Consider the following 15,780-nt stretch of genomic DNA (forward strand, 5'->3'; position numbering starts at 1 on the left):
CTACGGCGCCCCCCTCTGTCCTGCCGGACATCTCCCCCACAGGTGGGGAGATTGGATGTCACGACAGCTTTCGCTAATCTCGGACGTTGCAAGGAATAGCGCGGCAGTCGCAGGTGCCAATCTCCCCCCGTGTGGGGGAGATGTCCGGCAGGACAGAGGGGGGGCTGTCCCGCGGCGTTGCCGCACTTTTGCAACTAGACGGCCAGTGCCAGCCTGGCCGATGCGGGTGCGAAAGGGCGAATGACCATGCCATCGCCAGTGATCGTCACAAAATTCGACGGCGGGATCGCCTGCCAGTCGCCGCCCTCGCGGTCGAACGGCTCGGAAACGATGCAGCGGCCGCCGCCCTTGCGCAGGACAGACGTGTAGAGCGTCGGTGCGTGAGCGTCGGTGGCGTAGCGCACCGCATGCAGCGCCTGCCCGTCGGAGAAGGCGGCGGTGAGTTTCAGCGCCGGTTCGAGGCCGGCGCGGCGCGAGGCTTCGAGCACGCGGCTGGTGGCGCGGGAGACGGCGCCTTGCGGATCGCCGGTCAATCCCTCGTCGATCATCAGCAGGAAAAACAATTCGGAATCGGTGGTGCCTTCGCGCTGGTCGAAGACAGCGTCGGACAGCGAATTCTCCAGCGCGCGGCGGATTTTTTCGAAGCCGCCGATCTGGCCGTTGTGCATGAACGACCAAGAGCTGGAGATGAACGGATGGCAATTCATGCGGCTGGTGGCGCCGCCGGTGGACGCCCGCACATGGGCGAGGAACAGGCCGGATTTGATCTGCCGGCACAGGCTCTTCAGATTGGGATCCGACCATGCCGGCAGGATGTCTCGGTAGAGACCCGGCTCCGGGCGGTCGCCATACCAGGCAAGGCCAAAACCGTCACCATTGGTCGGCGATTTCGCTTCCTGGGCGCAATGGCTCTGGGCGATCAGCGAGTGACAGGGCGCGGTGAGCATGTCTTCGAGAAAGACTGCTTCACCGAGATAGGCCGCCCACCGGCACATCGCTTCTGTCGCCCTCTAGGCGCGATCCATAAGAGCCGCAGGCTCCTTGATCGCGTGTGTGCCTCTGTTGTGCGTCCGCTCGTAAAGCTCACGAACGATTCGGCTGGCGGTAGTCTCAAACAGAAATGGCAAGAAAGCGTGAACGAGCGCGGCGCCAGCCGCCATCAGCAGCCGCGACGAGAACCAGCCGGCAAAGGCCATATGAGTGAAATAGGTTTCGCCGACCTTGGCCGGATGAGAGGTGAAAATCCTTGCGACCGACATGCTGGTCCCCTTCAGCGCTTGAAGTTCCTGATATGAGTATCCTGACACGCTTCGCCGGTTCATCGGTCTCAAAATATCCTTGTATTTGACCCGTTGATGGGACAAACATCCCACATGGCGTTGGAAATCGACGAAATCGACCGGAAATTGCTTGCCGAATTGCAACGCGACGGCACGCTGTCGGTCGACCAGCTGTCGGAACGGGTGGCGCTGTCGCGCAATGCCTGCTGGCGCCGGGTGAAGCGGCTGGAGGAGGATGGCGTCATCACCGGCCGCGTGGCGCTGGTCGATGCCGAAAAGCTCGGACTTGGCCTTTCCGTCTTCATCCTGATCCGCACGTCCAACCACGACCCGGAGTGGCTGCAGAAATTCCGCGCGGCAGTGACCGGCTTTCCCGAGATCACCGGCGTCTACCGCATGTCGGGCGACCTCGACTATGTCTTGCGCGCCCGCGTCGCCGACGTGAAGGCCTATGACCGGCTCTACCAGCGGCTGATCGCCAAGGTGGCGCTGTCGGATGTGTCCGCGTCCTTCGTGATGGAGGAGATCAAGGAGACCACCGTCGTTCCGATGGAACTGAGGTAGATTAGCTGAAGCCTCCCAACTTCGTCGTCCACGGGCGGAGCAGGAGCGAAGTTCCGTCGCGAAGACCCGAGGATCCATGCCGTGACCTTGGCCGAGGAGTGCAGCGGAGCAGAATTCTGCACCGCAGCAACGCTTTAAAGTCGCGGCATGGATCCTATGTTCTGCGCTGCGTCGCTTCGCTCCTTGCTTCGCCCGTGGATGACGAAGCGTTGGGTGGTCACAGTGCCGCCCAAAAGAAAGCCGTTGATAGAATTACAGTCGAGTTGACCGAATCGCCGTTCGCGCCGATAGGATCGATTTTATGCGCGCAGCCCTTCAAACTCCCTCCGTCATCGGTCCGACCGTCGGCTTCGTCAGGTTGCCGCATGCTGAAGGACTTCCCCTTCCTGCTTATGAAAGCACCGGTGCTGCCGGCATGGATCTGCGCGCCGCCGTGCCCGACGACCGGCCGCTGCTGATCCTGCCTGGCAAGCGTACTTTGGTGCCGACCGGGCTGATCCTGGAAATTCCGGAAGGCATGGAGGGCCAGGTGCGGCCGCGCTCCGGACTTGCTTTCAAGCACGGCCTGACTGTCCTCAACACGCCCGGCACCATCGACAGCGATTATCGCGGCGAGGTGAAGGTGCTGCTGATCAATCTCGGCGACGAGGACTTCGCGGTGACGCGCGGCATGCGCATCGCCCAGATCGTTTTTGCCGCGGTGACGCAAGCCGCCGTGGAAGAGCGCAACCTATCTGGCGGCACGGCGCGCGGCGCGGGCGGGTTCGGGTCGACCGGCACCGCCTGATGCCTGAACTGCCTAAACTTGTCATCTTCGACTGCGACGGGATCCTGGTCGACACCGAGAACCTCGCCAATCGGCGCCTCGCCGAATGGCTGACCGCTGCCGGCTATCCGACAAGCTTCGAATATTGCCGCAAGAATTTCTCCGGCCGCAGCATGGCGTCGGTGCAGAAAGAGATCGAAGCAGAGACCAGCGTCAGGCTCGGCGTCGATTTCGTCGATCGCTGGAACGCCGGCCTGCCGGATCTGTTTGCCCACGGCGTCGAAGCGATCCCCTACGTCCGCGAGTTCGTCGAAGCCGTGCGTTCAGCCGGTATCGCCTATTGCGTCGCCACCTCGGCCCGAGTGTCGAAGATGCACATCACGCTCGGCCAGACCGGGCTGTTGCCGCTGTTCGAACACGCGATGTTTTCCTCGACCATGGTCAGCCGTGGCAAGCCGTTCCCGGACCTGTTCCTGCATGCGGTCAAGACCATGGGCTTCGCGCCCGCCGACTGCATCGTCATCGAGGACAGCGTCGCCGGCACGCAGGCCGGGATCGCCGCCGGCATGCGGGTGTTTTCCTATCATGCCGATCCCTATTCCGACCGCGCTGGCCTGATCCAGGCCGGCGGCATCCTGTTCGACGACATGCGCGAACTGGCCGGGCTGGTGCCGATCCACTAAGCTGATCTGCAGCCCGCGGCTGTACGCCTCGATCGTCCGTGCTAGCTTGGCCCCGCCAATTCGAGGCCACGCATGAAACCCGCCCTGTTCCGCTTCTTCCTTACCTTGACGCTGCTGCCGTTTTTGTGGACTGCGGCCGGCGCGCAAGCCGTCGGCTTCCCGGAACTCGGCAGTGCTTTGCCCGGCCGCACGGATGCCACCTATCTCGACCTCGCGAGGATGGTCATTCCAGATCTCGCCGCGGACCAGGACGGCTTCTACAGGGGCGGGTTACCGATCGAGATGCGACATATCGAGCGACCGGACGGCGGCGGTTCGCCGCCCGAAACTTCGGGCTTTTCCAATGCCGCGGTGCTTGCGATCAAGGCCGGCGGCAAGGACCGGCTGGCCATGCTGTTCGACCTCGGTGACTCTCCCGACAGCGCCGAAGGCTATGCGGTGCTGGCGCTCTACGACGTCACGGCCAAGCCAAAATTGCTCGACGCCGTCAATGTCGCGCTCGACCGCGGCACCTACTTCCGCGAACCGGGCAAGCTTTCGGTCAGCGCCAACGATGACGTCCTGATCACCATGAGCGCGCATTTCAACTCGAGCCAGAACTATGTGATCACGCCGCTGATCATGGTCCGCGACGACAAATTCGAACTGATCGACATGATCTATACGTTCGACGAAAACCTGTGCGCCTACAGCCGCAAGCAGGATGTAGCTTTTCAGGCCATCGCGGAGGGGAAGTCCTATGCTGCCATCAAAGTGACGGTGACCGATGCCACGGTGCTCAACGGCGAAAGCTGCGACGACACTCCGCCCCGACCAGAGTCCCACGCGATTTCCGTCATCTATCACTGGGACAAGAAGACATCGCGCTACATCAAGGATTCCGACACGCTGGACAAATTGGCAGGAGAGAACGCCAAACGCTTCTGAACCAACCGCATTCGTTTGCCCGGCCAAATGGGGCAGGATAAAATCCACTTAGCCACACCGCATATGGGGGTACTACCATGGACAAGGGCAAGATCTTCCGCGACCTGCATGCCTCGACCTTCGTCATGCCCAATCCCTGGGATATCGGCACGACGAAGCTGCTCGGCTCGTTCGGCTTCACGGCGCTGGCGACAACCAGCGCCGGCTTTGCCTTTTCGTGCGGCTTGCCGGACGGCGCGGTGACCTTCGACCAGATGATCCACCATTGCCGCGAGGTGTCGGGGGCGACCAGCCTGCCGGTCTCGGCCGACCTCGAGAAAGGCAAGGGCGACAGCGCCGAGCAGGCCGCCGAAACCATCTTCGCGGCCGAAGCGGCCGGTCTTGCCGGCTGCTCGATCGAAGACCACACCGGCGACCCCGACAAGCCAATCTATGATTTCGCGCACGCTGTCGAGCGCGTTGCGGCGGCGGTGGAGGCGGCGCGGGCGCTGAAGCGCGATTTCGTCTTCACGGCGCGGGCCGAGAATTTCCTGTGGGGCAAGTCCGACCTCGACGATACCATCAAGCGGCTGCAGGCGTTCGAGAAGGCCGGCGCCGACGTGCTCTATGCGCCAGGCATCGGCGACGTCGAGATGATCCGCACGCTCTGCTCGGCGGTCAGCAAGCCGGTCAATGTCATGGCAAAGCCTGGCTTCACCATCGCCGACCTCGCCATGGCCGGCGTCAAGCGCATCTCGCTCGGGCCGTGGCTGACCAATTTCGCCTATGGCATGCTGGAAACGGCGGCACGCGAGATCCAGCAGGACGGCACCTTCGGCTTCACCCGCGCCGCCATGCCGTTCGGCAAATTGCAGGCCCTCTTCGGCAAGTCTTCAGCTTGAACGGGGCCCATCGCATGACGCTGACCGTCGTCGACATGCATACAGGCGGCGAGCCGCTCAGGATCGTCACCGGCGGCTATCCCGGTATTCCCAAGGGCACGATCCTAGAAAAGCGCGCCTATGTGCGCGACCATCTCGATCATCTCAGGAAAATCCTGATGTTCGAGCCGCGCGGCCATTACGACATGTATGGCGCCTTGCTGGTCGAGCCGGACCTGCCCGGCGCCGACCTCGCCGTGCTGTTCATGCACAATGAGGGTTACTCGACGATGTGCGGCCACGCCATCGTCGCGCTCGGCCGCTACGCCGTAGATGAGGGATTGGTGGCGAAACAGGAACCAATCACGACAGTCAATATCGAGGCGCCGTGCGGGCTGGTCGTCGCCTCGGTCGAGGTCAGGGACGGCAAGGCCGGTGCGGTGTCGTTCGAAAGCGTGCCGGCCTTCCTGTTCGCCGGCGGGCAGACGATAGAGCTGGCGGGTCATGGCACGATCGGCTTCGACGTCGCCTATGGCGGCGCCTTCTACGCGCTGGCCGATTGTCACCAATTCGGGCTTGAATTCGGCAGAAGCCGGGTGCGCGATTTCGTCGATGCGGCAACCGCGCTGACGGACAGGCTCAAGGCCGAATTGCCGCTGTCGCATCCCGACCATGCCGACCTTGCCTTCCTCTACGGCACCATCCTGACCGATGGCCGCGACGCGTTTTCCAGCGAGGTGACTAAGAACATCTGCGTCTTCGCCGAGGCCGAGGTCGACCGCTCGCCGACCGGCTCCGGCGTGACCGCGCGGTTGGCGGCCATGCATGCCAAGGGCGAGATCGCGATCGGGCAGACACGCATGTTCGAGAGCATCGCCGGCTCGCGTTTTTCCGGGTCCGTGGTGCGGACGGCGAAGGCTGGCCCGCACGAGGCGATCATCGCCCGCGTCGGCGGCCGCGCCTACTATTCCGGGCGGGCCGAGTTCATTGTCGAGGCCGACGACGAACTGGGACGCGGTTTCCTGTTGCGCTGACGAAAATGCTCAGCCGCGTGAGGAGCGAGCCACTTCCCGCACCGAAATCGCCTTGTGCAGATGCACCATCATGGCGGCGGCGAAGAGCGGCGTCACCAGATTGAGCAGCGGCACGGCGAGGAAGGCAGCGATGAGCAGGCCGGCGAGAAACACCGTGCCGGCATAGTGTCTGCGCAAGGCTCTGGCCTCTTCTTCGTCGCGAAAGCGCATGGCAGCGAATTCGAAGAACTCGCGCCCGAGCAGATAGCCGTTGACGATGAAGAAGGCGGCGATGTTGACGCCCGGCACCAAGAGAAGCAGCAGGGCGACGATGTTGCCAAGAATGACGACGCCGAGAAATCGCATCGATAGCACCAGCGAGCGCAGCGCTGGCATGGCGCGGCCGGATGGATCGCCGGGATAGTCGGTGCGCTCGACCACCTCGGCGATATCGTCGAGGAACAGGCCGGCGACAACAGCCGTTACCGGCGCGATGAGCAACGCCATACCGAAGGCAAGCGCTATTGCCGCGATGATGCCGCCCAGCCAGCCGGCCCAGGACGGCATGCCGGGCAACAGCGTCTGCAACCATGGCAGGGCCAGCCACTCGACAAGGCTGGTCAGACCGAACCACAGCGCCACCAGCGCCAGCAGGGTCAAGCCCAGCGTCTTGAGGAACACGGCACGAAACGGAGGCGAGAGCAGCTCAAGGGCCGCAGTGCGGGCAGCGTCGAAAATCACCGTGCTTCAACCAAGGGTTAGCGGATACCGCCGAAAGACGGACGCCCCCGAGATAAGCAGTGCAGGTCGCCAGCACAAGCGGCGGGCGCCTACCGCGCAAGCGCCGGCCTGCGAACCGGGATGGCCATGGCAGCGACCCCAGCCACGACAAACGCCATGCCCAGCCATGCCGTCGAACCAAGGCTTTCACCGAGGAAGACGGCGCCGATGCCGACGCCGATCGGCACGCGCAGATAGGCCTGCGAAGTGGTGCCGACCGAGCCCAGCGTGTGGATGAGGCGGAAATAGATGACGAAAGCCAGTGCGGTCGAAAACACCGACAGGCCGAGCAAGGCCAGGATCGATGCGGTCGACGGCGCCAGCGTCCACGGCTGGTCGAACACAAGACTGAGCGGCACCAGGATGATTGCGCCGCACAGCATCGATCCGGCGGCCGGCAGCATCGGGTCGAGGCCCTTGAAGCCACGGCCGAAAATGGCCGCACCGGCATAGCAGATTGTCGCTGCGACGATGGCAAGCTGCGCCCACAATTGGTGACCGATGCCATCAAGCGCCTGGGTTCCGATGATCAGGCATATTCCAGCTATACCGGCGCCGACGCCAATCAGCTTGCGCACCGTGACCGGCTCATGGCGGGTGATGAGCGCGGTGAACAGGAAGGTGAAGATCGGTGAGGTCGCGTTCAGGATGGTGGCGAGGCCTGCATCGACCGAGCGCTCGGCGGCGGCGATCAGGGTGAATGGTATGACGCTGTTGAGGCATGCCTGGAAGGCAAAGCGGCGCCAGCTTGCCGCATCGCCCGGCATGGCGAGCCCGCGCCAGCGGATGATGGCGAACAGGATACCGCCGGCGATCAGGGTGCGGGCGGCTATGAAGGTGACCGGCGGGATGGTTTCGACGCCGATCTTGATGAAGGTGTAGGAGGCGCCCCAGAGCACTGCCAGCACGACGAGCAGTGTCAGGTCGGTGGTCATGTCGTTCTTTGCAGGCTCGTTCTTTGTCGAGATCTTCTTTGTAGACATGGGGCTGGCTCGCCTTCGAAACGGGATCGGCTGAACCAGGCTTGTAGGCGGTGCGGCGACGAAATGCTTCGGCCACGGTCGAATTGTCATAGCGCCTCCCGGCTGATGCGCCTTTTGCCTGTTCCGCCAAAGTTGCGTCTCACGCCCTAGGCAAACCGGTTTCAAATCGCTAGACCCGCGCCGGACCGGCGTGGCAAGAAGCCGGCTCGGGTTTTGGCGGAGATTTTGATGCCGGATTATGACGTGCTTTGCATCGGCAATGCCATTGTCGACATCATCGCCCAGTGCGACGAGGAATTCCTCGAGACCAACGGCATCATCAAGGGCGCGATGAACCTCATCGACACACAACGCGCCGAACTGCTCTACAGCCGCATGGGTCCGGCGATCGAGGCGTCCGGCGGCAGTGCCGGCAACACGGCGGCCGGTGTCGCCAGCTTCGGCGGCCGCGCCGCCTTCTTCGGCAAGGTCTCCAACGATGCGCTCGGCGAAATCTACGCCCACGACATCCATGCGCAGGGCGTCGCCTTCGACACCACGCCGCTCAAGGGTGAGCCGCCGACGGCGCGCTCGATGATCTTCGTCACGCCCGACGGCGAGCGCTCGATGAACACCTATCTCGGCGCCTGCGTCGAGCTTGGCCCTGAGGATGTCGAAGCCGACAAGGCGTCTGGCGCCAAGGTCACCTATTTCGAAGGGTATCTGTGGGACCCGCCGCGCGCCAAGGAGGCAATCCGCCAGACGGCGAAGCTGGCGCACGCGGCAGGCCGCGAAGTCTCCATGACACTGTCGGATTCGTTTTGCGTCGACCGCTACCGCGACGAATTCCTCGACCTGATGCGCTCGGGCACGGTCGATATCGTCTTTGCCAACAGCCACGAGATCAAGTCGCTCTACCAGACGTCGTCGTTCGACGAGGCGCTGGCCCAGATCCGCAAGGATTGCCGGATCGCCGCCGTCACCCGCTCGGAAAAAGGCTCGGTGATCGTACGCGGCGACGAAACCGTGGTGATCAAGGCGACCGCCATCAAGGAACTGGTCGACACGACCGGCGCCGGCGATCTCTATGCCGCGGGCTTCCTGCATGGCTACACGCAAGGCCGCGACCTGCAGACCTGCGGCGACCTTGGCTCACTGGCGGCCGGACTGGTGATCCAGCAGATCGGCCCCAGGCCACGGCAGAATCTGCGCCGAGAGGCTGAGCAGGCGGGGTTGCTTTAGCAGCCATCAAGCTGCCGATCTCCCCCCTCGTGGGGGAGATGGCCGGCAGGCCAGAGGGGGGCACCGTCCCGCCAGCATCTTCAAGGCTTTACACTGCCGCCGACCCCGAAATAGACGGCATGAATTCCTGGATTCTTGCGCGACGTTGACGTCGTCAGAAGGACCTGGAGCGCGGGCGCAAAACATCGTTCCGTAGCGATCCTTCGCGCGCCCCTCTGCCCTGCCGGGCATCTCCCCCACGAGGGGGGAGATCGGCAGCTTGGCCGTCCGCTTCTCACCGTCGCGCGGCTGTCATACATCGCACCTACACGCAATCTGGGCGTCCCGCGACTGACATTTCGGTGCGCCCTCAGTCAGTTGGGGTGTCAAGAAATGCTAGACAGCATGCTGTCGGGCGGCCGGATTCATTGCCGCCGCGATTTCCGCTTTCCGCTCTAGAGATTCAACAATCGGCCGCAGCTGAGGGGAGCGCGGCCCGGAAGACAGATGCATGAACAGATTTCAGATCCAGGCCCTCAGGCAGGACGACTTCGCGGAGATGGTCGCGGAGGAGGTCGAACGCGCGCTTGCCCACTATGATGAGGCCATCAACAAGCCAACCATGGTCTCGGTCGGCAAGATCGCCGGCAGCATAGCGTCCGCCGTCACCTTGCTGTCGCCGAAGCACCAGCGCGCCATCGACGCCATCCATGCCGACCTGCCCGGCCTGGCCTCGAAATTCGTGCGCGCGCTGGCGGCGGAAGCCGCGCGCCGCAGCGAAGCCGGTATTGCCGGCGTGATCAATCCGCCGATGACCCCGTTGACCGATGTCGAGCCCCCCTCGCTGCCAAAGTCCGACGATCTCGAATCGATGCTGATCGAGGACTGGGCGGGCCGCGTCGCCGGCTCGACCTATCTGGAAGAGCATTTGCGCATCGCCCGCTCGACCCTGCACCGTTGGCAGAGACGGGGTGAGGTCATCGCCTTGCGCAAGGGCGGCCGCAAACATGTCTTCCCGCTGGCGCAGTTCGTCGACGGCCGGCCGGTTGCAGGCATTCGCGACGTGCTGTCGCTGATCACCAATCCAAGGCTCGCATGGCTGTGGCTGACGCGGCCCTCGGCGCAGCTCGACGGCCGCATTCCCGTCGACCTGCTTCGGCAGGATCAGGTCGACGAGGTCGTTGAGGCCGCGCGCGTATTCGCGCCGCGCTGAACGCCTCGCGACCTCACCGCTCAGGCTCGCCCCTCAAGTCCCCGCCGTATACGCCGCGATCGCCGCCATGTTGACGATGTCGCTGTCCTTGGCGTTGAGCGACACGATCTGAACCGGCTTGTTCAGGCCGACCAGCAGAGGACCGATGACCGTGGAGCCGCCGAGTTCCTGCAGCATCTTGGTCGAGATCGAGGCCGAGTGGAACGCCGGCATGATCAACACATTGGCCGGGCCGGTCAGCCTTATGAACGGATATTGCGCCATGGCGCGGGCGTTGAGGGCGACGTCGGCGGCCATTTCGCCGTCATACTCGAAGTCGACGCGGCGCTTGTCGAGGATGCGCACCGCTTCCTGGACGCGCTCGGAGCGCTCGCCCTGCGGATGGCCGAAGGTCGAATAAGCGAGCATGGCGAGCCTCGGCTCATAACCCATGCGGCGGGCAAAGCCTGCGGCCTCCTCGGCGATGTCGGCGATCTGCTCGGCGTTCGGCATATCGTGCACGGCGGTGTCGGCGACCAGCACGGTCTTGCCCCGCGCCAGCACGATCGAGACGCCGATGACGCGATGGCCGGGCTTGGCGTCGATGACGCGGCGGATGTCGTCGAGTGCTGTCGAATAGTTGCGGGTGACGCCCGTCACGATGCCGTCGGCGTCGCCCAGCGCCACCATGCAGGCGGCAAAATGGTTGCGGTCGTTGTTGATCAGCCGCTGGCAGTCGCGGAACAGGAAGCCTTTGCGCTGCATGCGCTCGTAGAGATAGTCGGTGTAGATGCCGTTGCGGCGCGACAGCCTTGCATTGATGATCTCGATGCCTTGCTTGTTGAGGTCGATGCCGGCGTGCTTGGCGTTTTCCTTGATGACGTCGTCGCGTCCGAGCAGGATGGCGGTGCCGAGCCGCTGATTCACATAGGAGACGGCGGCGCGCATGACCTGCTCCTCTTCGCCCTCGGCGAAGACGATGCGCTTGGGCTGGCGCCGCACGCGGTCGTAGATGCGCTGCAGGGTCGAGGCGATCGGGTCGCGGCGGGCCGACAGCTCCTGCGCATAACGGTCGAGATCGAGGATCGGCTTGCGGGCGACGCCGGAATCCATCGCCGCCTTGGCCACCGCAATCGGGATGGCCGAGATCAGGCGCGGGTCGAACGGCACCGGGATGATGTAGTTGGGGCCGAATTTCGGCCGGTTGCCCTGATAGGCGGCGGCGACGTCGTCGGGCACATCCTGGCGTGCCAATGCCGCCAGCGCCTGGGCGGCGGCGATCTTCATGTCGTCATTGATGGTGGTTGCCCTGACATCCAGCGCGCCGCGGAAGATGTAGGGAAAGCCGAGCACGTTGTTGACCTGGTTGGGGTAATCAGAACGACCGGTGGCCATGATGGCGTCGGTGCGGATCTCGGCGACCTCCTCCGGCGTGATTTCCGGATCGGGATTGGCCATGGCGAAGATGATCGGGTTCTTGGCCATCGACTGCACCATGGCGGTGGTCAGCGCGCCCTTGGCGGAGAGGCCGAGGAAGACGTCGGCGCCATCGAGTGCCTCGGCGAGGCTGCGCGCCTCGGTCTTGACCGCATGCGCCGACTTCCACTGGTTCATGCCTTCGGTGCGGCCTTGAAAGACCACGCCCTTGGTGTCGCACAAAGTGATGTTTTCCGGCGCAAAACCCATCGCCTTCATCAGCTCGATACAGGCGATGCCGGCTGCACCGGCGCCGTTGCAGACCATTTTTGTGGTCTTCATGTCGCGGCCGGTGATTTCCAGCGCGTTGATCAGGCCGGCGGCCGAGATGATCGCAGTGCCGTGCTGGTCGTCATGGAAGACCGGGATGTCCATCAATTCGCGCAGGCGCTGCTCGATGATGAAGCATTCCGGCGCCTTGATGTCCTCGAGATTGATGCCGCCGAAAGAGGGCCCGAGGAAACGCACACAGTTGATGAACTCGTCGGCGTCCTCGGTATCGACCTCGAGGTCGATGGAATCGACATCGGCGAAGCGCTTGAACAGCACCGCCTTGCCCTCCATCACCGGCTTGGAGGCCAGCGCGCCGAGATTGCCAAGGCCGAGAATGGCGGTGCCGTTGGAGATGACGGCGACCATATTGCCGCGCGTCGTGTAGTCGAAGGCGCGCGAGGGGTCTTCGGCGATGGCCAGAACAGGAACCGCGACGCCAGGCGAATAGGCGAGGCTGAGGTCGCGTTGCGTCGCCATCGGCTTGGTGGCAACGACCTCCAGCTTGCCGGGGCGACCCATGGCGTGGAATTCGAGCGCTTCCTGCGCACTGACGGACGGACCGTTGTTCTCGGTTTTCCTGGCCATGATGTTTCTGATTTCCTCACCGGTGCAGCACCTCGTTGAAGCGGGTGCTTTGTGTCGGACCGAATTAAGACCACGCGCCGCCGCGTGTAAACCGCCAGCGCGCTGGAATCGCCGTCCGCATCGGCAATTGCGGACAAGCTGCCGTCCCGTCGTCCCCTGTTTTTCGAAGCTCTGGCATTAAACCGCATCATCACATCTGCTAGCGTGCCGCGCATGAACATGCACAGCCCGAACGAGCCAGACGCCCCCGAGGCGATGACGCCGGTGCCGACCGCCCACGCCGGCGCCACGCCGATGATCGAGCAATTCATCGAGATCAAGGCGGCGAACCCCGATTCGCTGCTGTTCTATCGCATGGGCGATTTCTACGAGCTGTTCTTCGACGATGCCGAGAAGGCGAGCCGGGCGTTGGGCATCGTGCTGACCAAACGCGGCAAGTATCAAGGGCTCGACATTCCGATGTGCGGCGTGCCGGTGCATGCCGCCGACGATTATCTGCAAAAGCTGATCGGCCAGGGTTTCCGCGTTGCCGTCTGCGAACAGATCGAGGATCCGGCCGAGGCCAAGAAACGCGGCGGCAAATCGGTGGTGCGCCGCGACGTGGTGCGGCTGGTGACACCGGGCACCATCACCGAGGACAAATTGCTGGCGCCGTCGGAATCGAGTTTCCTGATGGCGCTGGGGCGGGTGAAAGGCGGAGCGGACCACTCCTTTGCGCTGGCCTGGATCGACATCTCGACCGGCGCCTTCCGCGTCACCGACACCACCGCCGACCGGCTTTTGGCCGACATTTTCCGCGTCGATCCGCGCGAGCTGATCGTCGCCGAGCCGGTGTTCCATGATCCGGAGCTGAAGCCGGTGTTCGACGTGCTCGGCCGCGTCGCCAGCCCGCAACCGCCGTCGCTGTTTGATTCGGCCTCGGCCACGGGACGCATCGCCCGTTTCTTCGATGTGGCGACGCCGGATAGCTTTGGCGCCTTTTCGCGCGCCGAGCTATCGGCGATCTCGGGCGCCATCGCCTATGTCGAGAAGACGCAGAAAGCCGAGCGTCCGCCGCTGTCGCGGCCGGAGCGCGAGGAGCAGGGATCGACCCTGTTCATCGACCCGGCAACACGCGGCAATCTCGAACTCTTACGCACGCTGTCGGGCAGCCGCGAAGGCTCGCTGTTCAAGGCGATCGACCGCACGGTCACCGGCGGCGGCGCAAGGCTGCTCGCCGACCGGCTGATGGCGCCGCTGACCGACCCGGTGGCGATCGGCGGCAGGCTGGACTCGGTTTCGTTCTTCCGTTCCGAGACCCGGCTCTGCCAGGCGGTGCGGTCGAGCCTGAAGAGCGTCGCCGACATGCCGCGCGCGCTGTCTAGGCTGGCGCTCAACCGGGGCGGGCCGCGCGACCTCGGCGCGCTGCGCGCCGCCTTCGAGGCGGCAGGCGCGATCGCCGAGATTTTCGCGGCGACCGCCCTGCCGCAGGAATTGACGGCCGCACTCGCCGCCATCCATGCACTGCCCCAAGCGCTTTCGCAGCATCTGACGCAGGCGCTCGGCGACGAGCTGCCGCTGCTCAAGCGTGACAGCGGCTTCGTGCGCGGCGGCTACCATGCCGATCTCGACGAGATGCGGGCGCTGCGCGATGAGTCGCGCAAAGTGATCGCCGGGCTGGAGCGCTCGCTGATCGACGAGACCGGCATCCGCTCGCTGAAGATCCGCCACAACAATGTGCTTGGCTACTACATCGAGGTGACCGCCAATCACCACGCGATCATGACCGGCAGCGACGGCGCCAAGGCGCGCTTCATCCACCGCCAGACCATGGCAAACGCCATGCGCTTCACCACGACCGAGCTTGCCGAACTCGAGACCAAGATCGCCAATGCCGCCGACCGGGCGCTCAGCATCGAGCTTGCCGCCTTCGACGCGCTGACGGCGGAAGCGGTCGGCGAAGCGGAGAAGATCCGCGCCGGTGCGGACGCGCTGGCCGTGCTCGATGTCTCGGCGGCACTTGCGCTTCTCTCGGAAAGCGAAGCCTGGTGCCGGCCGGTGGTGGATTCGAGCCTTGCTTTCGACATTTTGGGGGGCCGGCATCCGGTGGTCGAGCAGGCCTTGCGCCGTTCGGGCGAAGGCCCGTTCGTCGCCAATGATTGCGACCTGTCGCCGGAGGGCAGCGCCAAGAATGGCGCGATCTGGCTTCTGACCGGCCCCAATATGGGCGGCAAGTCGACGTTCCTCAGGCAGAACGCACTGATCGCCATCCTCGCCCAGACCGGCTCGTTCGTGCCGGCGACATCGGCCCATATCGGCGTCGTCGACCGGCTGTTCTCGCGTGTCGGCGCCTCGGACGATCTGGCGCGCGGCCGCTCGACCTTCATGGTCGAGATGGTCGAGACGGCGGCGATCCTCAACCAGGCCGGCGAACGCGCGCTGGTGATCCTCGACGAGATCGGCCGCGGCACCGCCACTTTCGACGGCCTGTCGATCGCCTGGGCGGCGGTCGAATACCTGCACGAGAAGAACCGCTGCCGGGCGATCTTCGCTACTCACTTTCACGAAATGACCTCGCTGGCCGGCAAGCTGGCGCGGCTCTCCAACGTCACCATGCGGGTCAAGGAATGGGAAAACGACGTCGTCTTCCTGCACGAGGTCGGCAAGGGTGCCGCCGACCGCTCCTACGGCGTGCAGGTGGCGCGGCTGGCCGGCCTGCCGGAGGCGGTGGTCGACCGGGCTAAGGAAGTGCTGCATCAGCTCGAAGAAGGCGAAGTCTCCGGCAAGACCAACCGGCTGGTGGATGACCTGCCGCTGTTTTCGGTGGCGGTGAAGCGCGAAGCGCCAAAGCCGGCGAAAAACGATGCGCTCGGCGACGCGCTCGGCGCGATCAATCCCGACGAGATGACGCCGCGCGAGGCGCTGGAGGCGCTTTACCGGCTTAAGGGACTGGCGTAGCCAGTAAAGGTCGGCGGGACAGCACCCCCCTCTGCCCTACCGGGCATCTCCCCCGCAAGGGGGGAGATCGGACGTCACCTTGGCTTTCGCCAATCACCATGCAAGGAGAGCGGAGCGCGGAAGCTGCCTATCTCCCCCCTGTTTGGACCGGAGACATCGCGAACAGGTGTGCGAGAACATCGCGAACAGTTTGGCGTGCTTTGCGCCGGGAGGTTCGCGATGCCATTTGGGAACACCAGCGTGATGGATGGGAAGTTGGAG

14 protein-coding genes are annotated in these 15,780 nt (G+C 64.3%); 9 read left to right on the forward strand and 5 right to left on the reverse strand.

What is annotated here, in order from left to right:
- Window positions 1-194 precede the first annotated feature (194 nt).
- Both NKH95_RS31500 and NKH95_RS31505 read right to left on the reverse strand, forming a co-directional pair.
- A complete protein-coding gene (locus NKH95_RS31500) occupies window positions 195-995 on the reverse strand; it encodes a class II glutamine amidotransferase (RefSeq protein ID WP_352439724.1) in 801 nt (266 codons plus the stop codon).
- Window positions 996-1,010: 15 nt separating this feature from the next.
- Window positions 1,011-1,259: a DUF6356 family protein gene (locus NKH95_RS31505; protein WP_023811654.1), complete on the reverse strand. Its 249-nt coding sequence runs from the start codon at window positions 1,257-1,259 to the stop codon at window positions 1,011-1,013.
- Window positions 1,260-1,373: 114 nt separating this feature from the next.
- Between NKH95_RS31505 and NKH95_RS31510 the strand changes: the two genes are divergently transcribed.
- From NKH95_RS31510 to NKH95_RS31535, 6 genes are all read left to right on the forward strand, one after another.
- Window positions 1,374-1,844, forward strand: coding sequence for an Lrp/AsnC family transcriptional regulator (locus NKH95_RS31510; protein WP_023811653.1), 471 nt, complete (start codon window positions 1,374-1,376; stop codon window positions 1,842-1,844).
- 301 nt (window positions 1,845-2,145) lie between these two features.
- The gene (gene dut, locus NKH95_RS31515) at window positions 2,146-2,631 is read left to right on the forward strand and encodes a dUTP diphosphatase (protein ID WP_352894313.1); all 486 of its coding nucleotides are present in this window, start codon (window positions 2,146-2,148) and stop codon (window positions 2,629-2,631) included.
- On the forward strand, window positions 2,631-3,293 hold the full coding sequence (locus NKH95_RS31520; RefSeq protein WP_128304824.1) for an HAD family hydrolase: 663 nt from the start codon (window positions 2,631-2,633) through the stop codon (window positions 3,291-3,293). The genes dut and NKH95_RS31520 overlap by 1 nt, the downstream gene beginning before the upstream one ends.
- A 72-nt stretch (window positions 3,294-3,365) precedes the next feature.
- Window positions 3,366-4,220: a hypothetical protein gene (locus NKH95_RS31525; protein WP_352439725.1), complete on the forward strand. Its 855-nt coding sequence runs from the start codon at window positions 3,366-3,368 to the stop codon at window positions 4,218-4,220.
- Window positions 4,221-4,297: 77 nt separating this feature from the next.
- Window positions 4,298-5,101 carry an isocitrate lyase/PEP mutase family protein gene (locus tag NKH95_RS31530; RefSeq protein WP_352894315.1) on the forward strand — a complete coding sequence of 268 codons (804 nt, stop codon included), beginning with the start codon at window positions 4,298-4,300 and terminating at the stop codon, window positions 5,099-5,101.
- Between the two features lie 14 nt (window positions 5,102-5,115).
- On the forward strand, window positions 5,116-6,114 hold the full coding sequence (locus tag NKH95_RS31535) for a proline racemase family protein (RefSeq protein WP_352439727.1): 999 nt from the start codon (window positions 5,116-5,118) through the stop codon (window positions 6,112-6,114).
- A 9-nt stretch (window positions 6,115-6,123) separates the two neighbouring features.
- Here the strand turns inward: NKH95_RS31535 and NKH95_RS31540 are convergent, their stop codons facing one another.
- Both NKH95_RS31540 and NKH95_RS31545 read right to left on the reverse strand, forming a co-directional pair.
- A complete protein-coding gene (locus NKH95_RS31540) occupies window positions 6,124-6,834 on the reverse strand; it encodes a sulfate transporter family protein (RefSeq protein ID WP_352439728.1) in 711 nt (236 codons plus the stop codon).
- A gap of 89 nt (window positions 6,835-6,923) precedes the next feature.
- Window positions 6,924-7,856 (reverse strand): DMT family transporter, encoded by a 933-nt coding sequence (locus tag NKH95_RS31545; protein WP_352439729.1) that lies wholly within the window; start codon window positions 7,854-7,856, stop codon window positions 6,924-6,926.
- Window positions 7,857-8,084: 228 nt separating this feature from the next.
- Here NKH95_RS31545 and NKH95_RS31550 point away from each other — a divergent pair, with 228 nt between their 5' ends.
- Window positions 8,085-9,077, forward strand: coding sequence for an adenosine kinase (locus NKH95_RS31550; RefSeq protein ID WP_027039710.1), 993 nt, complete (start codon window positions 8,085-8,087; stop codon window positions 9,075-9,077).
- Between the two features lie 490 nt (window positions 9,078-9,567).
- A complete protein-coding gene (locus NKH95_RS31555; RefSeq protein WP_128304819.1) occupies window positions 9,568-10,269 on the forward strand; it encodes an antitoxin Xre/MbcA/ParS-like domain-containing protein in 702 nt (233 codons plus the stop codon).
- A gap of 33 nt (window positions 10,270-10,302) precedes the next feature.
- Here NKH95_RS31555 and NKH95_RS31560 read toward each other — a convergent pair whose 3' ends face one another.
- Window positions 10,303-12,582, reverse strand: a complete 2,280-nt coding sequence (locus tag NKH95_RS31560; protein WP_023811643.1) for an NADP-dependent malic enzyme — start codon at window positions 12,580-12,582, stop codon at window positions 10,303-10,305.
- A gap of 213 nt (window positions 12,583-12,795) precedes the next feature.
- On the opposite strand from NKH95_RS31560, the gene mutS reads away from it, so the two are divergent.
- Window positions 12,796-15,519, forward strand: a complete 2,724-nt coding sequence (gene mutS, locus NKH95_RS31565; protein ID WP_352894317.1) for a DNA mismatch repair protein MutS — start codon at window positions 12,796-12,798, stop codon at window positions 15,517-15,519.
- The last annotated feature ends 261 nt before the right edge of the window (window positions 15,520-15,780 follow it).

It is taken from the genome of Mesorhizobium sp. M0848, from assembly GCF_040319805.1.
Lineage (GTDB): Bacteria > Pseudomonadota > Alphaproteobacteria > Rhizobiales > Rhizobiaceae > Mesorhizobium.